Genomic DNA, 21,721 nt, shown 5'->3' with positions numbered 1-21,721 from the left:
TCGAGGCCGGGTGGGATCGGCACGGAGCAGCGGTCCCCGCCCCACGCCTGGTGCGGATGACGGCGGTCAGGCCGGACCGGCGAACTCGAAGCGGTCGGGGCACACCACGGCGTCACCGGGGGTGAGCCGGGCGAGCACATGGGCGCGCAGGTCCTGCGCGGTGGGTCCGGGCGTCCGGGTGGTCACCCGGGCGACCACCCGCGCGTCGGGCCCCTCGCCGTCGACCCGGACCGCGGCGTCCGCCACGTCCGGATGGTCGCGGACCGCGTCAGCCGTCGCGGCGAGGGAGAACCGGTCCGCACCGCGCTCCGCGACGTCGGGCGAGAGGGCGGCCGGGACGGCGAGGGCGCCGAACAGGGAGGCCACCTGGTCCCAGCCGAGGCCGTCCGGGGCCGCCAGGTGCAGCCGCAGCAGCGCCTCCGGGCCGGTGAGCAGGACGCGCATCTGAGGTGTCCTCAGCGCGGCCCCGTTGAAGGTGCCGTAGACCAGCATCTCGTCCCGGCCGAGGTCGACGTCCAGGTAGGCGACGAAGCCCTTGGTGTCGGGAACGTTCTCGTCCTCGCCCATCAGCAGCCGCAGTTCGCGCCCCTCGGCCAGGCCGCGGGCCAGCTCCTCCTCGCCCATGCGCTGGAGCTCATCGAGCGGCGTGCGGTAGGTGAAGTTGACGATGATCCCGTCCGCGAAGGCGGTCCCGCGCTCCTCCCCCGTGCGGCGCAGCAGCTCCTGCCGGTCGAAGTGGCCGATCCGGTAGCGCCGGAAGACCCGGAAGGACTCGGCCTGCACCCGGGCGACGAGTTCGCCGAGTCCGGGGCGGTCCGCGACGTCGACGGTGATCGGGAGAATGGTGTGGAAGCAGCCGACGACGTCCAGCTCGTCGTCGCCGCGTCCGGCGAAGTGGCTGCGTACCGTCACCGTACGGCTGCCCGAGAAATGGGCGGTGAGCAGGACGACCGCGGCGGTGTAGACGTGGGCGGGGTTGACGCCGTGCCGGCGGGCGGCGCTGACGAGCAGCGCGGGCGCGGCGTCGGAGAGGTACTCGGAGCCGTGGCGGCGGAAGAGGCCCGGGGGATCGGGGACGAAGACCCGGTTGCGCATGCGGCGCACCTCCTGCGCCCAGAAGGCGCGGGCGTTGCGCCGGGCGCGGGCCAGCGGCCCCTCCTGCTCGGCGAGGGCGGCGTCGAGGAACTGCGGGGCGGGCGGACGCGGGTCGCCACCGGGGTCCCGGGCGGCCCGCAGCGCCTGGATCAGGTCGGCGAGGACGATCTGGGAGCTGCGCCCGTCGAAGACCGCGTGGCAGACGGCCAGGGCGAGTCCGGCCGCCTCGCCGTCGCGGACCACCACCGCCGCCCGGACGAGCGACGGGGCGTCGGGGGCGAAGGGGCCGTGCAGGAACGCGTCGGGGAGCGGTTCGGCGTCGTCTCCCGGGTGCTCGAAGAAGTCGACGGCGGCCGTGGGCTCGGGATGTACCCGCTGGAAGGGGCGTCCGTCCGGGTCGACGCCGAAGGTGGTGCGCAGCGCCTCGTGCCGGCGGACGACGGCGAGCAGGGCGGCGGCGGCCTCCTCGGGCGTGACGCCGGGGCCGGGGTCGACGCGGACGGTGATGGTGGTGCCGGTGCCGCGGCACAGGTTGTCCCACTCGTGTTCCTGGGCGCCGCCGAGCGGGCCGGTGCGCGTTTCGTCGACCATGTCGGCGACCTCTTGGGGGGTGAGGAGGAACCACAACGGGATGAGATTCGCGCCTTCGAAGCGCTACAACGCTTCGACCGGACCATCAATATCCAGCCCGGAACCGGCACGTCAAGATCCCTGCACCGCGCCGTACAGCCCGGCGGCCCTGTCCCCGGTATTCCGCTCACGGATGAGCGCAACGCCGCCCGTATGAAGCGAAGTTGACTGGCCGTGAGGTCGGGCCGTCGACACCGCCTCCGCGTTCCCGCTGCGTGCACACCTCTTGACGCAATGTTGCCACGTTCATATGTTGAGCAGTCGAAGCGCTTCGACTACTGCGCCCGGAAACCTGCCCCGTCCGGCCGCAGTCCTCCGCTCAACCGGTCCGCGCCGCCGTGTCACCAGGCGTTCGAGGGACCGTCCGCGCACAGCCGGGCCGCTATCCACAGGCGCGTCGCCCCGACACCTCGCGAGGACTTCCACCATGCCGTCTGCACGGAAACGTCGGGATGCGCGCCGAAGGCTGCGCATCCCGCCCACCATCGCCGGAACCCTCGCCCTGGTGCGCCTGCTGCCCCGGATCAGCCGGGCCAGGACCGCCTGGGGCCTGGCCGGGGTGTTCGCCGTCTCGGTGCTGCCGACCGCCGTCGCGGTCGCCACCGGCCTGCTCGTCGGCGCCGTCCCCGGCGCGCTGGAGCACGGGGTGTCGTCCTCCGCCGGCCGCCACCTCTTCGTCCTGCTCGGTGCCGTCGGTGTGCTGGTGGTCGTCCAGCAGGGCGTGCCGCCGCTGCTGACCGCGCTGGCCGACGCCTTCGGCCGGGACGTCGACCGGTATCTCCAGCAGGAGGCGATGGCGGCGGTCGGCCGTCCGGACCGGGTGGACCACCTGTCGGATCCGGAGGTGCTCGCCGCGCTGCGGGTCGTACGCGGTCTCGGCGTCGCGGAGGGCGGCCGCCCGAGCCAGGCGGTCGCCGCGCTCGCCTATGTGCTGCCCGCGTGGCTGCGGGCGCTGACCGGCGCGGCCGTGCTCCTCGCCTTCCACTGGTGGCTCGGCCTGCTCTGGCTGGTCGCCTGGCCCGTCGCGGTGCACCGGATGCAGCGGGAGTACTTCCGGGTGGGCGAGCTGGGCTTCGGTCAGAGCGGGGCGCTCCAGGAGGCGGAGTACGTGCGGGACCTGGCGCTGACCGCCGGGCCGGGGAAGGAGGTGCGGCTGTGGGGCATGCTGGACTGGCTCACCGCGCGCTTCGAGACGGCCTGGCGGAGCGCCCTGGAGCCGGTGTGGCGGCAACGCCGGCCCCGGGCCCGGGTCATCGGCGCGACCACCGGACTGCTCGGCGCGGTCAACCTGGTGTCGTACGCGGTCCTGGGCTGGGCCGCCGTCCACCGCGACCTCGACCTGGCCGGGCTGGCGATCTGCGTCCAGGCCCTCGCCCTGGCCAACACCTACACCGCGTTCGACGATCAGAACGCCCAACTCGCCTACGCCGCCGTGGCGGTGCCGCACGTACTGGCGCTGCGCGAGCACGCCGCGCCGGGTGGGACGAACGACGGGACGGGTGACGGGACGGGCGAAGGCGACGGGGAGCGGGGCGCCGTCCCCGCGTCCGCGCCGGAGTCGCTGCCCGCCGAGGCGGTACGTTTCCGCGACATCCGGCTGCGCTACCCCGGCACCGAGCGGAACGCGCTGAACGGGGTCGACCTCGACATCCGGGCCGGGCGCTCGCTCGCGATCGTGGGCGAGAACGGCGCCGGCAAGAGCTCCCTGGTCAAGCTGCTCTGCGGGCTGCACGTGCCGACCTCGGGCCGGATCGAGGTGGACGGGCACGATCTCGCCGGCCTGGACCCGCGCGAGTGGCGGCGCCGGGTCAGCGTCCTCTTCCAGGACTTCGCCCGCTACCACCTCAGCGCCGCCGACAACATCACGCTGGGCGCCCCGGACCGCGCCGACGACGCGGAGCTGTTACGCACGGCGGCGGAACGCGCCGGTGCGCTGGCCGTCATCGAGGCGCTCCCGAACGGCTGGGACACCGTGCTCTCCCCCGAGTACACGGGCGGCACCGACCTGTCCGGCGGACAGTGGCAGCGCGTCGCGCTGGCCCGCGCGCTGTTCGCGGTCGGCGCGGGCGCGCGGGTCCTCGTCCTGGACGAGCCGACCGCCGCCCTCGACATCCGCGCGGAGGCCGAGCTCTACGACCGCTTCCTGGAACTGACGGCGGGGCTGACCACCGTCCTGATCTCGCACCGCTTCTCCACGGTGCGCCGGGCGGACCGGATCGTGGTGCTGGAGCAGGGGCGTGTGGTCGAGGACGGCAGCCACGACGAACTGATGGCGCTGGACGGCACCTACGCGCGGATGTTCCGCATCCAGGCGGAGCGCTTCACCGCGGCGGACGACCACACGCCGACCTACGACCACACACCGACCGACGGCCACACGAATCCCGGCGATCGCACGAAGCCCGGCGACCGCGCACCCGGTGGCGATCCAGGGCCGCCGCCCCTCGTGCCCCTGCCGGTCGCCGCGGCCGAGGCGGCTGCGGAGCTGGAGGCCGGACATGCGTGAATCCCTGCGTTCCTACCTCGCCCTGATGGCCATAGGCTTTCGCGCCGCGCCCTGGCACGCCACCTGGCAGCTGATCACCGGCATCGTCTTCGCGGTCTCCGTCCCGGTCGGCGGTCTCGGCGCCAAACTGCTGGTGAACTCCTCGCTCGACGGTGACCTGCACGGCTCGCTGACGGCCGCGCTGCTGCTCGCCGCCGTCGTCACCGCCGCCCTCGCCGCGGTCTTCTACTACGTGCACTGCCTGTTCACCGTCCAGGAGCGGGCCGGAGCCCACGCCACCCTGGAGCTGATGCGGCTCATCGGCGGCGCGGACGGGCTCGCCCACCACGAGAACCCCGACTATCTCGACCAGGTCCAGCGCATCCGCGAGGAGCAGGGCCAGCTCGCCGGGATGGTCAACGCCACCGCCGGCGTGATCCGGGTGATCGCCACCCTGACCGTCACCGCGGTCCTGCTCGCGCGGGTCGACCCGCTGCTGCTCTTCCTCCCGCTGCTCGCCATGCCCTCGTTCTGGCTGGGCAAGCTCAGCCGCGATCTGCGGGTCCGGGCCGACGAGGCGACCAGCGAGCCCGAGCGGCTGCGCCGGCACCTCTTCGAACTCGGCACCTCCCCCGACTACGGCGCGGAACTGCGCGTCTTCGGCCTCACCGGCGTGCTCGGGGACCGGCACCGGGCCGTCGCCGAGCAGGTGGCCGCGCGCCGCAACCGGGCCGGGTGGCAGGCGGCGGGGCTGGCCGCGCTCGACAGCGCGCTCAACGCGCTGGGCTATGTCGCCGCCATCGCCCTCGTGCTGATGCTGGCCGTGCACCGGCACGCGAGCGCGGGCGACGTCGTCCTGGTGGTGGGACTGGCCGCGCAGATGAGCGCCACCGTGGGCACCGCGGTCGGCTACGGCACCTACTTCCTCCATGTGATCACCGTCGGACGCCGTTTCACCTGGCTGCGCCGCCACGCGGCCGACGAGCGGCGGGCCGCCGCGCCGGCCGGACCGCCGGCGCCGATCCCCGAGCGGCTGCGGCAGGGCATCGAGCTGCGCGACGTGCGCTTCCGCTACCCCGGCGGGGACGGGAACCGGGAGGTGCTGCGCGGGGTGACGCTCAGCGTGCCGCCGGGCTCGGTGGTGGCGTTGATCGGGGAGAACGGCGCCGGCAAGTCGACGCTGGTCAAGATGGTCTGCGGGTTCTACCGCCCGGACGAGGGCGCCGTCCTGGTCGACGGCACCGAGCTGGGGGCCTTCGACCCGGCCGCCTGGCGGGCCCGCTGCGCGGGCGCGTTCCAGGACCACGTCCGGCTGGAGTTCACCGTCCAGGAGACCGTGGGCCTGGGCGACCTGCCCCGGATCGAGGACCGTGCCGCCGTGGGCGCGGCGCTGGCCCGCGGCGGCGCGACCACCCTGGTCGCCGCCCTGCCCGACGGGCAGGACACCCGGCTCGGCACCCGCCGGCCGGGGGGCGTGGACCTGTCGGGCGGCCAGTGGCAGAAGCTCGCGCTGTCCCGGGGCCTGATGCGCGAGCGGCCCCTGCTGCGTGTCTTCGACGAGCCGACGGCCGCCCTCGACGCGCACACCGAGCACGCCCTCTTCGAGCGGTTCGCGGCGGCGGCCCACGAGACGCGCGAGACCGGCGGGATCACCTTGCTGGTCTCCCACCGGTTCTCCACCGTCAGCATGGCCGACCTGATCGTCGTCCTCGACGAGGGGCGCGTCGCCGAGACGGGCAGCCACCGCGAGCTGATGGCACGCGACGGCATCTACGCCGAGCTGTACGCCCTTCAGTCCCGGGGCTACCGGTGAGCCGGGGCGCGGCCCGCCGGGGCAGATCGCCGAAGGGAGTCGAGAGACCGTGCTGACACAAGCGTTGACGGCCCGTCGGCTCGCCGAGCTGCGCATGCTGCGCGGCTGGACCCAGGAGGAGCTGGCCGAACGTTCCGGCCTGAGCGTGCGCACCATCCGCAATCTGGAACTCGGCCAGGTGCGCAACCCCCGGCGTTCCTCGATGGACCTGCTGGCACAGGCCCTCGGCATGGAGGCGGCGCAGAAGCTGCCCGCCGGGACCGACGGCCAGGACGCCGCCGTGCGCTGGCGCGGGCCCCGGCCCCCGTCCGGCCCCGTGGTGGGCGGTTCGGCGGAGCGCGAGTGGCTCGCGCACACGGTGCGGGGGAACCGCCTGACGACCGTGCTGGGTCCCGGCGGGGTCGGCAAGACCAGACTCGCGCTGGACACCGCCGCACGGCTGGGCGGGCATTTCACCGACGGCGTGATCGTCGTCGAGCTGGGCGACCTGCCGACCGAGCGCCTGCCCCACGGCAACAACGTGGAGATGGTCCGCCGGCGGGTGCTGCGCCACCTCGACCGGGGCGACGCACGCGCGGCGGCCGACGCCCGGGTGCTGGTCGTCCTGGACAACGCCGAGCACGTCCCGGCCGCCACCGTGCAGGCCTCGCGGGACCTGCTCGCGGCCCACCCGGGCATGCACGTCCTGGTCACCGCGCGCCGCCGGCTCACCGAGCGGCTCGGCGTCAACCACGAGCTGAAGCCGCTGCCGGTGGACGAGCCGGGGCCGGGCGCTCCCGCTCCGGCCGTGGAACTGGTGCTGCGGCACGGCGACGCCCATGCCGACCTGGGCCGCGACCTGCCGCTGATCACCGAGTTGTGCCGCCGCCTGGGCGGCCTGCCCCGCTATCTGGAGTTCGCGGCGGAGCGGCTGCGTACGCTGCCGGTGCGGATGCTGCTCGCGGACGGTCCGAGCGCGGCCCTGCTCTCGTCGGACGACCACGCGCTGCTGCGGCACCAGCGGTCGGTCGCGGAGGGCATCCGGTGGAGCCTGGACCTGCTGACGGAACACCACCGGTCGCTGATCACCGGGATCTCCATGACGCTGGCCCACCGCTGGTTCACCGCCGAGGACGTGGCGGCGCACCGCTGGTGGACCGCCGGGGAGGTGGCGGCGCACCGCGGCGGCGGGCGGCGCCCTCCGGAGGTCAACGCGCTGCTGCTGTTCCCCGACCTGCTGGAGACCTCGCTGGTGGTGGCCGACCCGGACGACCGGTACCGGTACCGGCTCGCGCCGTTCGTCGCGGAGGTGCTGCGGCCGACCGCCGACGCCTGCTGAACGGGTACGACGCCGACCGCCGACGCCTGCTGAACGAATACGACACAGGGCACGGCGCCGGCTCCGCGTCGTGCCCCGTCGCCGTACCGGGGGCCGGCCTCAGTCCCCGGCGGGGCCGGGCACCGGCCAGTCGTCGGGGTCGTCGCCGTGCGCGTGCACCAGGGCGAGGACGATCCGCTCCATCCCGAACGCGGCGCAACTGCTGTGCGCCGGGCCGCCGTTCGGGGCGCCGATGCCGAAGCGCTGTCCCAGGTGCTCCTTGTGCAGGTTGGCCGAGGCGATCGCGGTGCCCGCGTCGCCGTCGCGGACGGGGGCGACGAACTCGTACTTGAGGCTCTGCTGGAGCTGGCTGGAGCGCATGAAGCGCGCCCCCGGCCCGAAGAAGGGGTCGCTGGCCGCCTCGACCCGCACCTCGACGCCGAGCCGGGCGAACAGGGTCCGGCTGCGCTCGATCCACTCCTCGCGCCAGTCCAGGGCGTCCCGCTCGCTCCCCACCGCGACGAACTCGCGCATCCGGAACGAGCGGAACCGGCCGACCTCGCTGGTGGCCTCGTGCCGGTAGCAGGAGCCGGCCACGTCGAAGTGGCGCGGCGCGTCCAGGACCCGGTCGGCCAGGGCCGGGTAGACGCTGTAGCAGACCGCCGGGGCGAGCACGGTGTCGGTGGCGGTCCTCTCCTCCTCGCCGAGCGGGCCGTCCGGGGCGCTGCCTTCTCGGCCGTCCGGCGTCAACGCGTGTACGGAGCCGAGGAGATGGGGGAAGGACTCGGCGTACTCGGCGCGCTCGATGTGCCGGCGCGGGACGACCGGGGGGTGCCAGGAGGGACCCGGGGTGCCGGTCGGGTGGAGCGCGGTGAGCGCGGCCTGGAGGGCGGTCAGCACCGACTCGAACCTGGCGGTGAAGCCGAGCACGCCGGCGACGCCGGTCGGCAGCAGCCAGCCGGCGGCGACGAGCCGGGCGAGCGGCCGGTCCGGCTCGTCCGCGGATCCGGCCGGAGCGGCGGCGGACGCCGTCGGGGCGGGCGAGGTCACAGGGATCAGCTCCTTGGATGGTGTGGAGACGCGCCCGGCCTCGGCGGACGGGCCCGGAGTCAGAGGCGCAGGGTGCGGGCGAGGTCGCCCAGGCGTTCCGGCAGGGTGCCGTCCACGGCCGCGGTGAGCAGGCCGAGGTAGCCGTCGGCGAGGGTGCCGGCCGCCGCGGGGGTGAGCAGCGAGGTGTTGTACCGGAGCACGAGCACGGTCTCCGTCCCGCGGTGGGACAGCTGGAGGGTGAGGTCGAACTGGCCCTGCTGCTGCGGCAGCGGACGCGCCCGCACGGTGTGGCCCGGCGGCAGCCAGGCCCCGGGCGGCGCCCCGTCGTCCTCCACGGCCACCACGAACAGCAGGCCGATCAGGCCCGCCCGGTCCGCGGAGCGCGGCCGGTCGACCAGGCGGGGCATCAGGGCGAACGGGTAGGCGCGGTGGACCAGCGCGGACCGGAGCGCGGCGGCGGTCCGGCGCAGCAGGCCGGCGAAATCGTCGTCGGTCTCGACACGCGCCGCCAGCGGCAGGGTGTTGACGTAGTGTCCGGTCGCGGTGCGGGACGCGCGGCCCGAGCGGACGGAGGCCGGGTAGCCGAGCAGCCGGTCCCGTTCCCCGCTGAGGGCGTAGAGCAGCAGCTGGAACCCGGCCAGCAGCACGGCGAACGGTGTGGTGTTGGCCTCGGCGGCCAGTTCCTGGACCCGCTCGACGAGCCGGGCCGGGACCGGCCGCTCCGTCTGGTCGCCGGCGAAGCGGTAGACCTCCGGCCGGGGCAGGTCGCCCACCAGCGGCGGGTCGTGGGGCGCCGCCTCCAGCACGTCCCGCCAGAACCGCGCCGCGGACGTGCCGCGCGGCGACGCCAGGAAGTCCTGTTCGCGGGCGACGAAGTCGGCGTAGGACGCTCCCTGGTCGTCACCCGCTCCGGCCGGCGGCTCGCCGCGCACGGCCCGCCCGTACGCGGCGAGCAGGTCGCGGCAGAGCCGCCCCTGGGAGAGGTTGTCCACGGCGATGTGGTGGGCCGTCACCACCAGCAGTGCGCCGCCCTCCGCACGAAGCAGCAGGGAGACCCGCACCGGCGGCTCCCGGTCCAGTCGGAACGGGCGCCGGGACGCCGTCAGCGCGGCCGCGCGCAGCGCGCCGTCATCGTCCCCGGTCCGGACCACCTCGAAGACGGACGGGTAGGGAGCGGCCGCCCCGGGCAGCCGGCGCGGACCCGAAGACGTCGACCGGAAGAGGCAGTTGAGCATCGAGTCCGCCGCGACGACGGCGAGCGTCGCGGTGCGCAGGGCGGCCACGTCGACGTCGAACTGCAGCTCCACCGCGGCGGAGGTGTTGTAGGCGCTGCTCTCGGGCGCCAGGGCGTGCAGGAACCACAGCGCCTCCTGGCCGACGCTCAGGGGGTGGCCTTCCGCCGCCGTCACAGTGCTGTGGGCCATCGCTGATGCGCGCTCCCGGTGCGTCGTCAGGTCCGCGCGGTCGCGGACTCCGTGCGGCCCAGTAAGGCACCGAAGCAGCGCTCCGGACAGGCAGCGCGGGGGGCAACTCCGGCCGCCGGGCACAGGCAGCGGCAGGGTTCCGGCCCGGGAAACTGCCTCCGCTGTTGCCTGTTGCGGGGGGTACGGCGCTGCCTACGCTCGTCCCTCGTCGGCCGGGTTGCACTGGCACTCACCTGGGGTCAGGACCGTGATATTCGAGCACGCCTACGAAATGGTTCTCGACAACGTCTTCCTGCATCTCGGGGACGCGGTCGAGAACGTCGACGTCTACCTCAAGCTGGAGGGACTCAACCCAGCGGGATCCGTCAAGCTGAAGACGGCCGTCGCCATGGTCGAGGACGCCGAGGCGCGCGGCCTGCTGCGGCCGGGCAGCCGGCTGATCGAGTCCTCCTCCGGGAGCCTCGGCATCGCGCTGGCCATGGTCGCGGCGGAGAAGGGCTACACCTTCATCTGCGTCACCGACGCCAACACCTCCCCGCAGAGCCTGGACGTGATGCGCGCCCTGGGCGCGCACACGATCCAGATCGACCGGCGCGACGCGAGCGGCGGCTACCTGGGCAGCCGGATCTCCTACATCGAGCAGCGCATCGCCGCCGAGCCGGACCTGGTCTGGCTCAACCAGTACGCCAACCCGGCCAACCGTGACGTGCACGACCGGTGCACCGCCGCGGCGATCACCGCCGAGGTCCCGTCCGTGGACTACCTGTTCGTCGGCACCGGCTCCGCCGGGACGCTGATGGGCTGCGTCAGCCACTTCCGCCGGGTCTCCCCCGCGACCCGGATCGTCGCCGTGGACACGGCGGGCTCGGTCAGCTTCGGCACACCGCCCGGCCCGCGCCACATCCCCGGCATCGGGGCGAGCCGGCGGCCCGAGCTGTTCCGGCCCGAGCTGGTGGACGAGCTGATGCTGGTGGCCGAGACCGACGCGGTGCGCACCTGCCGCTGGCTGGCGCGCGGGCGCGGGCTCTTCCTGGGCGGCTCCACCGGCTCGGTGATGGCCGCGGTGCTCCAGCGGGCGCCCGCACTGCCCCAGGGCTCGCGGGTGGTGGCCATCTCACCGGACCTGGGCGACCGCTACTCCCGGACCGTCTACCAGGACTCCTGGGTGGCCGAGACCTTCGGCCCGGGGGCGCTGGCCGCGGACCCGGTCCGCCCTGTCGCCGACCGCCTTTCCGCAGCGAGGAGCTGACACAGTGCTGCCCTTCCACGTCATGGGCGGAAAGGCGGTCCGCGCGGTCGTCGACCGCTCCCGGCCGCGGATCCGCGCGGCCGTCCGGGACGCCTACCTGGCGCACCACCGCGGCGGGACCATCAATCCCGACAGCTACTTCCTGCGCTTCCCCGACAAACCGGAGGCGCGCATCATCGCCCTGCCCGCGCTGCTGCGCGGCGAGCCGACGGTGGCCGGGATCAAGTGGATCAGCAGCTTCCCCGGCAACCTGGACCGCGGCCTCCCGCGCGCCTCCGCCGTGCTGGTCCTCAACGACTACGACACCGGGCACCCCTTCGCCTGCCTGGAAGCGTCGCAGATCAGCGCCGCCCGTACCGCGGCCTCAGCCGCCCTGGCCGCCGAACGCCTCCGGGGCGGCCCGCGGGCGGACCGGGTCGGGGTGGTGGGCGCGGGCGTCATCTCCCGCACCGTGCTGGAGTTCCTGCGCGACCTGGAGTGGTCGGTGGGCGAGGTCGTGGTGCACGACACCGTCGCCGCCCACGCGGAGCGGTCCGCGCGCCACGCGCGCGCCCTCGGCTTCCGCGCCCGCGCCGAGGAGAGCCTGCGCGGCGCGGTCGCGGACGCGGACCTGGTGGTGCTGGCCACCACCGCGGCCGTCCCCCACATCACCGAGCCGGACTTCTTCGCGGCCGGGCAGACGGTGCTCAACATCTCGCTGCGGGACATCGGCCCCGAGCTCGTCGCGCGGGCCCACAACGTCCTCGACGACGTGGAGCACTGCCTGAAGGCGGGCACCTCGCCGCACCTGGCGGTGGAGCGGTACCGGACGCGCGAGTTCATCGACGGCACCCTGGCCGGGCTGCTGCTGGACGAGTACGCGCTCACCCTCGCCAAACCGGTGATCTTCTCCCCGTTCGGCCTGGGCGTGCTGGACCTCGCGGTCGGCGGCCTGGTGCTGGCCGACGGGCTCGCGGACGGCACGGCGCAGGCGTTCCCCGACTTCTTCCCCGAACCCGAGGAGGCGCGGTGGTGAACCGGGCACGGCACCTGATCTCGCTCACGGACCTGCCGGACGACCAGCTCCGGGCCGTCGTCGAGCGCGGCGCCGAACACGCGCGCCGGGCGGCCCTGGGCCTGCCCGCGGCGACGCCCCTGGCCGGGGCCGTGGTCGGCGTCTACTTCCGGCGCACCTCGACGCGCACCCGCACCGCCTTCTCCGCCGCCGCGCTGCGCCTGGGCGCGGGCGTGATCGCGTACGGGCCGCAGGACCTCCAGACCAACACCGGAGAGACCACCGAGGACACCGGGCGGGTGCTGGCGGGAATGCTCGACGTCCTGGTCGCCCGGACCGCCGACGATCCCGGGGAGATGCGCGGATGGGCGGCGGGGCAGCGGCGGATGGCGGTGGTCAACGCGATGAGCTCGGACGAGCACCCGACCCAGGCGCTCGCCGATCTGACCACGCTCACCCTGCACTTCGGCTCGGTGGACGGGCTGCGCGTGCTCTATGCCGGCGAGGGCAACAACACCGCCGCCGCGCTCGCGCTCGGCCTGACCCGCTTCCGCGGCGTGCTGCTCGACCTGCGCACCCCGCCCGGCTACGGCCTTGAGCCGCGCGTCCGCGCCCTCGCCGAGGCCCAGGCGGCCGCCTCCGGAGCCGAGCTGACGGAACGTCATGACCTGGCGGAGCTGCCGAAGGACCTGGACGCCGTCTACACCACGCGCTGGCAGACCACCGGCACCACCAAGCCGGACCCCGACTGGCGCACCGTCTTCGCGCCCTTCCACGTCGGTCCCGAGCTGATGGCCCGCGCCCCCAAGGCCCTCTTCCTGCACGACCTGCCGGCGCATCGCGGCGAGGAGGTCGCGGCGGAGGTGCTGGACGGGCCGGACAGCATCGCCTTCACCCAGGCGGAGAACAAGATGCACAGCGCGATGGCGGTACTGGAGTGGTGCCATGGCCTCGGCTGACCGCGCGGCTCCCGCCGCGCAGACCCCACCGACCCCACCGACCACACCGGCCGGGCAGACCGCACCGACCCCACCGGCCTCACCGACCGGGCGGCCGGGGGCGAGCGGGCCGCCCCGGCTGCGGCTCCAGCGGGTCGCGCCGTTCGTGCCCGGTACGACGGTGGCGATCGGCGACCTCCAGGACCGGCTGGGCCTGACCCGGGCCGAGATCCGCCTCTTCACCGGGTTCCTGGGGCTCGACCGGGTGCCGATGGCCGAGGGGATGACCGGCCTGGACATGCTGCTGAGGACCGGCGAGGCGGTCCTGGACGGAGCGGACCGGGACCGGGTGCGCCACCTCGTGCACCCGCACACCCTGCTGCACATCGCCCCGCCCGCGCACCGCTGGATGATGACGCTGCGGGAGAAGCTGCGGCTGCCCGCGGCCTCGGCCTTCGAACTGTCCCACCAGAACTGCACCAGCGGCCTGTTCGGGCTCAACGTGCTGGAGGCCCTGTTGCGGACCGACCCGCCGGGCGCGCAGGGGCTGCTGCTGGTCGCCGACAAGATCACCTCGCCGCTGGCGCAGAAGATCGTCGGCACCACGATCCTGGGCGAGGCCGCGGCCGCCGTCCTGGTCGGCCTCGACGGGCCGGGCGACGAGGTGATCGGCCAGGCGCACCGCACGCTGGGCGAATACCACGCCTCCCTCGACATGCCGGCCGAGGTCAGGCGCCACTACTCCCAGCGCTATCTGCCGGCCATGCTGGAGGTGCTCCGGGACGCGGTGGCGGACGCCGGGCTCACCCTCGACGAGGTGGACCGGATCCTCCCGCACAACGTCAACCGGCGCTCGTGGGTGATGGCCGCGCAGCAACTGGGCCTGCCCGTCGAGCGCTTCTACCTGGAGAACGTGCCCAGGACCGGCCACTGCTTCGGTGCGGACCCCTTCGTCAACCTGGTCAGCGCGCGCGCCGAGTCCGCGGTCCGTCCCGGCGACGCGGTGGCACTGCTGTCTGCGGGGTCGAGCGGGACCTTCTCGGCCGTGCTGCTCCGCCTCGACGACCTGCCCGCCGGCGCCGGCCACGCGACGCCCCCGCCCCGCACGGAGGGAGACTGACATGGCCCCGGCCACCCGCGACGGCACGGTCCCCGGGCCCGGCGCCCGGCCCGGCTTCGTCCGCCGGCTCAAGGCCGCGGTCACCGGCGATCCCGACGCGCGCTTCGTCCACCTCAACAACTTCGAGGTGGAGCGGGTGTGGGGAGACGGTGAGCCGGGCCTGCCCGGCGCCGGGCTCTCCTTCAACTCCCCCACCGTCAACCGGATGGAGGAGGTCGGCGTCCTGCTCGTCGACGAGGGCGACGCGGTGATCCTCAAGGACGCCGTCGAACCCGCCCTGGAGGAGTATCTGCGCGGCCTCGGTCTGGCGGCGGGCCGGGTGCTGACGGTGGACCGGAACGCCCCCGAGCGCCCGGTCGCCGTCGACGCGCTGGACTCCCCGCGCCTGCTCGCCGAGCTGGCCGCGATGGCCGACGGGCGCACCCACCTGATGCCGATGGGCGTCTCCGCGCACGAGGAGCGGCTGGCCGCGGCCACCGGCCTGCCGCTCGCGGGGCCGTCCGCCGCCGTCTGCAAGCACGTCAACGGCAAGCTCTTCAGCCGGGCGCTGGTGGACCGGTCCGGACTGCGGCAGGTCCCGGGCACCGGCTGCCGGACCGTCGACGAGCTGGCCGCCGCGCTCAAGGAACACCTGTCCTGCGGTGCGGGGCCGGTGGTGGTCAAGGAGTCGCTCGGCGTCTCCGGGCGCGGCCTGGTGGTCCTGGACAGCGCCCGGCGCGGCGAGCGGCTGGTGCGGATGGCGGCGCGGCGCGGCGAGCGGCTCGACGTCGTCGTGGAGCGGTGGATCGACAAGGAGTGCGACCTCAACTACCAGTTCCTGGTGGGCCGGGACGGCTCGGTGTCGTTCGAGACCGTCAAGGCGGCGCTCACCGAGAACGGCGTCCACCGCGGCCACCTCTTCCCGCCCCCGCTGACGCGGACGCAGACCGCGGAGCTGGAGACGGCGGCGCAGACCCTGGGCAAGGGGCTGGCGGAGGCGGGCTACTTCGGCGTCGTCGGCGTGGACGCGATGCTCGGGCGCGACGGGACGCTCTACCCGTGTCTGGAGATCAACGCCCGGTTCAACATGGCGACCTTCCAGAACCGTCTGGCCGAACGGTTCGTGGTCCCCGGCCGGCACGCCCTGGCGACGGTGTTCGACCTCCAGCCGCGGCGCGTGCACGGCTTCGCGGAGGTGCGCGAGGCGCTGGGCGGGCTGCTGTTCGCCCCCGACGCCACGGCCTCCCCGGAGCGCGCCCGCGGCGTCCTGGTCAGCAACACGGCGACGCTGCGCGCGGGCGCGACCCCCGGCCGCCGGTTCCCGGGCCGTCTGTACGCGGTCTGCGTCGGCGACGGCCCGCAAGACGTCAACGCCCTGAGATCGGCAGCGGCTCGGGCCCTGGAGAAGATGGTGGAACAGGCATGAGCGGTCCCGGACCTGACGCACTCGAAGAACTCTCGGGACAGGGCTGGGCGCGGGCCCGGACCGCCCCCGCGGACCTGAGCGGGCCGAGCGGCTGGCGGGACCTGGCCGAACGCTTCGGCACACCGCTCTACGTCTACGACGGCGACTGGCTCGCGGACAACCTGCGCACCCTGCGCGCCGCGCTCCACCCGGCGCTGGAGGTCTTCTTCTCCCTCAAGTCCAACCCCAACCGCGCCGTCTACGAGGTGCTGCGCTCGGCGGGCGCGCGGGCCGAGGTCTCCTCGCTCGCCGAGCTGTGCACGGTCCTCAACGCCGGCACCGACCCCGCCGACGTGGTCTTCCTCGGACCCGGCAAGAGCGGGGCCGAGATCGAGGCGTGCGTCAAGGCGGGCCTGTACGCGGTGGTCTGCGAGTCCTTCGCCGAACTCGCCCTGATCGACGCCGCCGCGGCCCGGCTGGGGGTGCGCCAGCGCGTCCTGCTCCGGGTCAACCCGGCTTACTCCGTCGCCGGTTCACGGCTCACCATGGGGGGCAAGCCCCGGCAGTTCGGCATCGACGAGGCCGCCGTGACGGCCTCGGGCGCGCTGGTCCGCGCCCACCGGCACGCGTACGTCGCTGGCGTCCAGGTCTACATGGGCACCCGCATCCTCGACGCTGAGGTGATCCGGAAGAACACCGCCTACGTCCTCGATCTCGCCGAGCGGGTGGCCGAGGCCGTCGGCGTCCCGCTGGACGCGGTGGACATCGGCGGCGGGCTCGGGGTGGCGTACTTCGACGGCGAGCACGATCTCGACCTGGCCGCGCTGGCCGAGGGCGTCAACCCGCTGCTGGAGGAGTTCCTCCGCAAGCACCCCGGGACCCGTCTGATCATGGAGTCCGGCCGCTATCTGACCGCGCCGGGCGGTACCTACCTGATGGGCGTGCGCTACCTCAAGGAGTCGATGGGCGAGCGGTTCGCCGTCGCGGACGGCGGCACGCACCACCACATGGCGGCGGTCGGCATCGGCTCCTTCGTCAAGCGCAACTTCCCCGTCGAACTGCTCTCGCGCGCCGTGCCGCCGGACGCGCCGTCGGCGCCCTGGACCGTGGCCGGCCCACTGTGCACCCCCAACGACACCGTCGCCAAGGCCGTGCACCTGCCCGAGCTGCGGGTGGGCGACCTGCTGGGCATCCGCCGCTCCGGCGCCTACGGGCCCTCCGCCTCGCCGTCCTACTTCCTCAGCCACGGCTACCCCGCCGAGGTGCTGGTCCGCGCGGGGACGGCGTACCTGGTCCGGCGCCGGGACACCGTCGACGACCTGCTGTCCCGCCAGGCCACGCACCCGGACCTGTCCGGGACGCCGGACGCCCGCTGAACCCCGTACCCGCCGTGACCGCACCGACCCCAGGAGAAGGACCCATGCCCGCCACCGACGCGACCGACGCCGCCGCGATCCGCACCGCCCTCCAGGAGGGCCTGTCCGAGGTCCTGCGCAAGGAGGTGCCCGAACTCCGCGACGACATGCGCCTGTTCGGCGACCTCTCGCTCGACTCGACCGGCGTGATCGAACTGCTGATGACCCTGGAGGACTCGCTCGGCCTGGAGGTGGACCCGGACGAGCTGACGCCCGAGGTCTTCGACACCATCGGCACGCTCGCGGCGTACGTCCGCGACTGCCTGGCCGGTGCGCAGGAGTCGGTGGGCTGACCCGTGACGTTCGCCGCGCCACCCCATTCCCGGGCGGAGACCGGGGAACCGCCGGCTCTTCCGAAGCCCCTGCCGCTGGCCCGGCCGGTGGTGCGCTCCTTCGTGCCGCGCGCCCAGCCGCCCGGCACGGAGACGGCCCACCGGTTCATGACCGACCTGCTCTCCGTGTTCGGGATCCCCCGGGACGAGGGACTCGTCGCCGCCGGCGGCGGCAACTCGTTCCGCGCGATGGGCACCGAGCTGCTGCACGCCCTGGACCGGCCGCTGCCCCGGCTCGACGTGCTCGCCCTCGCGTTCCACACCCCGGATCTGGACTTCGTCGACGTCGCCGGGTGCGCGCTGGCCGAGCAGTGCGCGGGGCGTCCCGACGTCTTCGCCGTCTCCGGGCAGGGCGTGGGCGCCGCGTTCACCGCTCTGCGCACCCTGGCCGCCCTGCACGCCACGGGACGCGCCGAGCACAGCGCGCTGCTGACGTTCGACCAGACCACGCTCCCGTACCCGGAACCGGACGTGCACGGCCACGACCGCGAGGACTGCGCGGTGCTGCTGCGCACCGACGTGGTGCCGGGGCCCGGATCCGCCCGGCTGGTCTTCACCGACGAGCGCCCGGTGGAGGACGCGCGGGAGGCGCTCGCCGTGCTGGAGCGGCAGCGCTCCGCCCGGCTGGTCCTCGGCGCCACCCTGGCCTCGCTGCTCACCCGCGCCCCGGACCCCGGTGTCGTCACCGGGCCACGGCGCCTGATCTGCGCCAGCGCCTGGGCCGCGCTCGACGCGTCCTGGCCGGAGCGGGGACTGCCCGCCGACCGGCCGACCGTGGTGGCCGACTACGACCCGCACGCCGGACGCCTCTTCCGGGCCGGACTGCTGGGAGCGGCAGAGTGACCCCGCTGTCCACCCCGCCTTTCCCGGACCAGGCCGAACTGCGGCGTCTGGGACGCGAGTCGGGGCTGGCCGCCGGGCTCGCCGCGGTCCTGACCGGACTCGACCCGTACGCCGTCGCCCCCGGGGGACGGGCGGTGCTGCCGGTGGCCGACGTGCCCGCCGACGCGCGTATCGTCCCGCACGTCTTCGCGCACCGGGAGGGCCTGGCCCTGGTCCGGCTGCCGGCCCCGGGGGGCGGCGGACTGCCGGCCTCCCGCTCGGCGGCGCTGGCCGCGGTGCGCTGCGGGGTGCTGGAGCGGCTGCTGGACGCGGCGGCGCACCGGCTGGCCGGGCGCGGCTTCGGCGGAGTGCCGCTCGCCGAGCAGCAGTTGGTCCAAGGGGCGACGGCGGACGTGGTCACCGTGCTGCACACGGCGCTGCACACGGCCGCCGCCACCGCCCCGGGAGCACCGGACGCCCCGGGAGCACCAGACGCGCCGGACGCGCCGGACGCGTCTGCGGCCGCACTCGCCGCCGTGCACGAGCAGCTCACCGAGGCGGCGTGGACGGTGGCCCGGTTCTTCGGCGCGGAGGGCTTCCTGTCCGCCCATCCGGTGCGGGCACTGCACCTGTCCGCGCTGACGGCCGACGTCTGGGCGCCCCGTACGGCGTCCGGGAGGGGAGGCCGATGACCACGACCGCACCCGGCCCCGGGTACTCCCCCGCTCCCGGTCTCGGCCTCGGTCTCGACGAGCGCCTCACGGCGCTGCGCGGCCAGGCCGCCGACATGGCGCCCGAACTGCGCGCGCACGCCCTCGCCGTGGACGCCGACCCGTACGACATGGGCCCCCATCTCGGCGTCGCCGCCTACGACCTGATCCGGGCCACCACCACACCGCCGGAGTACCGCGGAGGACCGCTGCGGCTGGGCCGTTTCAGCTATCCGTCGGGTAGCTGTCTGGACCAGGTGGTGATGCTCGCGGAACTGGCGCGCGGGGACGCGGGCATGCTCCTCGCCTGTCCCGCACCGAGCCTGTCGGGCGTGCTGGTGGACCAGATGGGCGACCGCGCACAGCGCGACCACTTCTACGGCACGCTCGCCTCCGGCACGGCCTGGACGTTCTTCGCCGTGACCGAGCCGGGCCACGGCAGCGACGCGAGCTCCATGGAGACCCGCCTGGACCGCGCCCCCGACGGCACGGACCACGCCACCCGCGCAGGCTGTCCCGGCGGCTACCGGCTGAACGGTGTCAAGCGCTACATCGGCAGCGGGGCGCGCGGCGCGCTCGGTGTGGTCTTCGCCCGGACCGGGCGCGGCCCGCTGTCGCTGCGGGCCGCACTCGTCGACGCCGCGTCCCCCGGCTTCGCCGCCGAGGAGCTCGACATGCTCGGCCTGCGCGGCACCTGCCTGGCCGAGCTGCGCCTGGACGGCGTACCGGTGCCGGAGGAGCGGCTGCTGGGCCGTCATCTCCGGCCCACCCGGCAGGGTCTGCTGGCGGCCGTGCGCGTCTTCAACCAGATGCGCGCCCAGGTCGGCGCGCTCGCCGTGGGCACCGCCGCGGCACTGGTGGAACTGGTGGACGCGGAGCGCCCGGACGCCCCCGGCGCGGAGACCTTCGCCGCGCGGACCGAGGCGTGCCGGAGCCTGGTGCACGCGGCGGGCGCGGCCGTCGACGCCGACCGGGACGCCGGCCATCAGTCGAGCCTGGCCAAGTACGCCGCCACCGGCCTGGCCCGGGAGGCCGCACGCTGGGCGGTGCGCTCGCTCGGCCCCGAGGCCCTGGTGGACCTGCCGCTGCTGGAGAAGTGGACCCGGGACGTGGCCGCCTTCGAGTTCATGGAGGGCACCTCCGACATCCAGCGCCAGCACATCGCCACGGCGTACGCCAAGGGCCGCTACGCCCTGCACCGCACCGGCCCGGACGGGCCCCGGTCGCGCGGGGAGGAGGCCCGATGAGGCTCGGCGTGGACCTGCTCGACGTGGCGCGGTTCGGCCGGATCGCCGCCCATCCGCGCGGCAGGCGCATGGTCTTCACCGCGGCCGAGCTGGCGGAGGCGGAGGGCCTGGCCGCGGAACGCGCCGCCGAGTTCCTGGCCGGGCGCTTCTGTGCCAAGGAGGCCACCGCGAAGGCGCTCGGCCGGGGCCTCGGGCAGGGCCTCGGCTGGCGCGACATCGAGGTGCTCAGGGACGAGTTCGGCGCCCCCCGGGTCAGGCTCGGCGGCGGCGCGCGGGCGGTCGCCGAGCGGCAGGGGGTGGGGGAGATCACGGTGTCGCTCAGTCACCAGGGCGGCTGGGTCGTCGCCGCGGCCATCGCCCTGCCCGCCCCCGGCGTCGGCCCCGGGGCCGGTACGGAAGCCGGTGCGGGAGCCGGTGCCGATACCGCCTGCCCCACCCGGCCCCCCGCCCCCGCCTCCGCCCCGAACCCCTGACCGCTGAGCCCGTCGCCTCGCCCCGTACCTCGCCCGCGCATCCCCTCGGAAGGCCCCGTCATGGACCTCAGCCTCTTCTTCTTCGCGGACCGCCCGGCCCAGCCCGCCGAGAGCGGCGGCTGCTACGACCTGCTCCTGCGGAGCGCGGCCTTCGCGGACCAGCACGGCTTCGCCGCCGTATGGACCCCGGAGCGCCACTTCCACGCCTTCGGCGGGCAGTACCCGAACCCCGCCGTGGTGGGCGCGGCGCTGGCCACCGTCACCCGCCACCTGGAGATCCGTGCCGGAAGCGTGGTCGCGCCGCTGCACCATGCCGCGCGGATCGCCGAGGAGTGGGCGGTGGTGGACAACCTCTCCGGTGGCCGGGCGGGGATCTCGTTCGCCTCCGGCTGGCACCCGGTGGACTTCACGCTGCGGCCCGAGGCGTACCAGGAGCGGAAGACGGTCATGGTCGAGGCGTTGGCGACGGTGCGGGCGCTGTGGCGCGGCGAGGCCGTGACGCTGCCCGGCCCCGACGGCGGGGCGCACGAGGTCCGCAGCTACCCGCGCCCGGTGCGGCCGGAGCTGCCGGTGTGGATCACGGCGGCCGGCTCCCCGGACACCTTCCGCCTGGCCGGGCGGCTCGGCGCGGGCCTGCTCACCCACATGCTCAGCCAGGACCACGCGGCTCTGGCCCGCAACGTGGCCGCGTACCGCGAGGAGCTGACGGCCTGTCACGGGGCCGGGGCCCGGGGACACGTGGCGGTCATGGTGCACACCCTGACCGGCGCCTCGCGCGACTCCGTCCGCGCGCTGGTGCGCACACCGCTGCGGGAGTACCTGCGCAGCTCCCTCGATCTGATCCTCGGCTCCGCCGCGGGCCCGGCCGCGGGCGGCGGGGCGCCGCCGCGCCTGTCCGCGGCCAACGAGGAGTTCCTGCTCGACAACGCCTTCGAACGCTACTTCGAGACGGCCGGACTCTTCGGCACGGTCGACGACGGGGTGGCCGCGGCGCGGGCCCTGGCGGATGCGGGCGCGGACGAGGTCGCCTGCCTGATCGACTTCGGTGTCCCGGACGCGGACGTGCTGGCCGCCCTGCCCGGCCTGGCCGAGGTCCGCGACCGGGTGGCCGCCGCCGTCCCGGCGCAGAGCCCGGCCTGACCGGCACCGGCCGCTCCCGCGGGCCCCCGGTCGGCGTCGGGGGCCCGCAGGCGGTCGGCGGGTGGAGCCGGTCCCTGGCGAGGGGACCGAGCCGCCGCGGGGG

18 protein-coding genes are annotated in these 21,721 nt (G+C 74.9%); 15 read left to right on the top strand and 3 right to left on the bottom strand.

The features are described 5' to 3' along the window. Nucleotides 1-66: 66 nt before the first annotated feature. On the bottom strand, nucleotides 67-1,686 hold the full coding sequence (locus ACZ5GT_RS17290) for a condensation domain-containing protein (RefSeq protein WP_469023613.1): 1,620 nt from the start codon (nucleotides 1,684-1,686) through the stop codon (nucleotides 67-69). A 466-nt stretch (nucleotides 1,687-2,152) separates the two neighbouring features. On the opposite strand from ACZ5GT_RS17290, the gene ACZ5GT_RS17285 reads away from it, so the two are divergent. The 3 genes from ACZ5GT_RS17285 to ACZ5GT_RS17275 are packed head-to-tail and all read left to right on the top strand — an operon-like array spanning nucleotide 2,153 to nucleotide 7,341. Then, nucleotides 2,153-4,231, top strand: a complete 2,079-nt coding sequence (locus ACZ5GT_RS17285) for an ABC transporter ATP-binding protein (protein WP_469023606.1) — start codon at nucleotides 2,153-2,155, stop codon at nucleotides 4,229-4,231. Next, complete coding sequence (locus ACZ5GT_RS17280) at nucleotides 4,224-6,023, top strand: ABC transporter ATP-binding protein (protein ID WP_469023602.1); 1,800 nt, start codon at nucleotides 4,224-4,226, stop codon at nucleotides 6,021-6,023. The genes ACZ5GT_RS17285 and ACZ5GT_RS17280 overlap by 8 nt, the downstream gene beginning before the upstream one ends. Nucleotides 6,024-6,072: 49 nt before the next feature. After that, nucleotides 6,073-7,341, top strand: a complete 1,269-nt coding sequence (locus ACZ5GT_RS17275; protein WP_469023599.1) for a helix-turn-helix domain-containing protein — start codon at nucleotides 6,073-6,075, stop codon at nucleotides 7,339-7,341. A 99-nt stretch (nucleotides 7,342-7,440) separates the two neighbouring features. On the opposite strand, the gene ACZ5GT_RS17270 is transcribed toward ACZ5GT_RS17275, so the two are convergent. Both ACZ5GT_RS17270 and ACZ5GT_RS17265 read right to left on the bottom strand, forming a co-directional pair. Then, nucleotides 7,441-8,370 (bottom strand): aminoacyl--tRNA ligase-related protein, encoded by a 930-nt coding sequence (locus tag ACZ5GT_RS17270; RefSeq protein ID WP_469023594.1) that lies wholly within the window; start codon nucleotides 8,368-8,370, stop codon nucleotides 7,441-7,443. A 59-nt stretch (nucleotides 8,371-8,429) separates the two neighbouring features. Next, on the bottom strand, nucleotides 8,430-9,794 hold the full coding sequence (locus ACZ5GT_RS17265) for a condensation domain-containing protein (protein WP_469023589.1): 1,365 nt from the start codon (nucleotides 9,792-9,794) through the stop codon (nucleotides 8,430-8,432). A 247-nt stretch (nucleotides 9,795-10,041) separates the two neighbouring features. Here ACZ5GT_RS17265 and sbnA point away from each other — a divergent pair, with 247 nt between their 5' ends. Genes sbnA through ACZ5GT_RS17205 form a run of 12 tightly spaced genes read left to right on the top strand, consistent with a single transcriptional unit; the run spans nucleotide 10,042 to nucleotide 21,618 of the window. Continuing rightward, nucleotides 10,042-11,043 carry a 2,3-diaminopropionate biosynthesis protein SbnA gene (gene sbnA, locus ACZ5GT_RS17260; protein WP_469023585.1) on the top strand — a complete coding sequence of 334 codons (1,002 nt, stop codon included), beginning with the start codon at nucleotides 10,042-10,044 and terminating at the stop codon, nucleotides 11,041-11,043. Between the two features lie 4 nt (nucleotides 11,044-11,047). Continuing rightward, entirely contained in the window at nucleotides 11,048-12,058 is a 1,011-nt protein-coding gene (sbnB, locus tag ACZ5GT_RS17255) for a 2,3-diaminopropionate biosynthesis protein SbnB (protein WP_469023578.1), read from the top strand. Then, the gene (locus tag ACZ5GT_RS17250) at nucleotides 12,052-12,996 is read left to right on the top strand and encodes an ornithine carbamoyltransferase (protein WP_469023573.1); all 945 of its coding nucleotides are present in this window, start codon (nucleotides 12,052-12,054) and stop codon (nucleotides 12,994-12,996) included. The genes sbnB and ACZ5GT_RS17250 overlap by 7 nt, the downstream gene beginning before the upstream one ends. Further along, nucleotides 12,983-14,095, top strand: a complete 1,113-nt coding sequence (locus ACZ5GT_RS17245; protein WP_469023570.1) for a 3-oxoacyl-[acyl-carrier-protein] synthase III C-terminal domain-containing protein — start codon at nucleotides 12,983-12,985, stop codon at nucleotides 14,093-14,095. The genes ACZ5GT_RS17250 and ACZ5GT_RS17245 overlap by 14 nt, the downstream gene beginning before the upstream one ends. Before the next feature lies 1 nt (nucleotide 14,096). Next, nucleotides 14,097-15,500 carry a preATP grasp domain-containing protein gene (locus ACZ5GT_RS17240; protein WP_469023568.1) on the top strand — a complete coding sequence of 468 codons (1,404 nt, stop codon included), beginning with the start codon at nucleotides 14,097-14,099 and terminating at the stop codon, nucleotides 15,498-15,500. Next, a complete protein-coding gene (locus ACZ5GT_RS17235) occupies nucleotides 15,497-16,855 on the top strand; it encodes a type III PLP-dependent enzyme (RefSeq protein WP_469023565.1) in 1,359 nt (452 codons plus the stop codon). The genes ACZ5GT_RS17240 and ACZ5GT_RS17235 overlap by 4 nt, the downstream gene beginning before the upstream one ends. Before the next feature lie 44 nt (nucleotides 16,856-16,899). Further along, complete coding sequence (locus tag ACZ5GT_RS17230; RefSeq protein ID WP_469023562.1) at nucleotides 16,900-17,187, top strand: acyl carrier protein; 288 nt, start codon at nucleotides 16,900-16,902, stop codon at nucleotides 17,185-17,187. Nucleotides 17,188-17,190: 3 nt separating this feature from the next. Beyond that, nucleotides 17,191-18,069, top strand: coding sequence for a hypothetical protein (locus ACZ5GT_RS17225; RefSeq protein WP_469023559.1), 879 nt, complete (start codon nucleotides 17,191-17,193; stop codon nucleotides 18,067-18,069). After that, entirely contained in the window at nucleotides 18,066-18,740 is a 675-nt protein-coding gene (locus tag ACZ5GT_RS17220) for an acyl-CoA dehydrogenase family protein (protein ID WP_469023556.1), read from the top strand. Before ACZ5GT_RS17225 ends, ACZ5GT_RS17220 begins: the two co-directional genes overlap by 4 nt. After that, the gene (locus ACZ5GT_RS17215; RefSeq protein WP_469023551.1) at nucleotides 18,737-20,005 is read left to right on the top strand and encodes an acyl-CoA dehydrogenase family protein; all 1,269 of its coding nucleotides are present in this window, start codon (nucleotides 18,737-18,739) and stop codon (nucleotides 20,003-20,005) included. The genes ACZ5GT_RS17220 and ACZ5GT_RS17215 overlap by 4 nt, the downstream gene beginning before the upstream one ends. Then, nucleotides 20,002-20,478: a holo-ACP synthase gene (gene acpS / locus ACZ5GT_RS17210; RefSeq protein ID WP_469023546.1), complete on the top strand. Its 477-nt coding sequence runs from the start codon at nucleotides 20,002-20,004 to the stop codon at nucleotides 20,476-20,478. The genes ACZ5GT_RS17215 and acpS overlap by 4 nt, the downstream gene beginning before the upstream one ends. 60 nt (nucleotides 20,479-20,538) lie before the next feature. After that, nucleotides 20,539-21,618: a MupA/Atu3671 family FMN-dependent luciferase-like monooxygenase gene (locus tag ACZ5GT_RS17205; protein WP_469023538.1), complete on the top strand. Its 1,080-nt coding sequence runs from the start codon at nucleotides 20,539-20,541 to the stop codon at nucleotides 21,616-21,618. Nucleotides 21,619-21,721 lie beyond the last annotated feature (103 nt).

Source organism: Streptomyces sp. NPDC031340, assembly GCF_055569945.1.
The sequence above is the reverse complement of the archived record's forward strand: the minus strand, read 5'-3'. Positions and strand labels throughout refer to the sequence as shown.

Bases quoted from the DNA above. Each gene is read 5' to 3' on its own strand.
- ACZ5GT_RS17290 (WP_469023613.1), bottom strand. From the start codon at position 1,686: ATGGTCGACGAAACGCGCACCGGCCCGCTCGGCGGCGCCCAGGAACAC.
- ACZ5GT_RS17285 (WP_469023606.1), top strand. From the start codon at position 2,153: ATGCCGTCTGCACGGAAACGTCGGGATGCGCGCCGAAGGCTGCGCATC.
- ACZ5GT_RS17280 (WP_469023602.1), top strand. From the start codon at position 4,224: ATGCGTGAATCCCTGCGTTCCTACCTCGCCCTGATGGCCATAGGCTTT.
- ACZ5GT_RS17265 (WP_469023589.1), bottom strand. From the start codon at position 9,794: ATGGCCCACAGCACTGTGACGGCGGCGGAAGGCCACCCCCTGAGCGTC.
- ACZ5GT_RS17245 (WP_469023570.1), top strand. From the start codon at position 12,983: ATGGCCTCGGCTGACCGCGCGGCTCCCGCCGCGCAGACCCCACCGACC.
- ACZ5GT_RS17240 (WP_469023568.1), top strand. From the start codon at position 14,097: ATGGCCCCGGCCACCCGCGACGGCACGGTCCCCGGGCCCGGCGCCCGG.
- ACZ5GT_RS17235 (WP_469023565.1), top strand. From the start codon at position 15,497: ATGAGCGGTCCCGGACCTGACGCACTCGAAGAACTCTCGGGACAGGGC.
- ACZ5GT_RS17230 (WP_469023562.1), top strand. From the start codon at position 16,900: ATGCCCGCCACCGACGCGACCGACGCCGCCGCGATCCGCACCGCCCTC.
- ACZ5GT_RS17215 (WP_469023551.1), top strand. From the start codon at position 18,737: ATGACCACGACCGCACCCGGCCCCGGGTACTCCCCCGCTCCCGGTCTC.
- acpS (WP_469023546.1), top strand. From the start codon at position 20,002: ATGAGGCTCGGCGTGGACCTGCTCGACGTGGCGCGGTTCGGCCGGATC.
- ACZ5GT_RS17205 (WP_469023538.1), top strand. From the start codon at position 20,539: ATGGACCTCAGCCTCTTCTTCTTCGCGGACCGCCCGGCCCAGCCCGCC.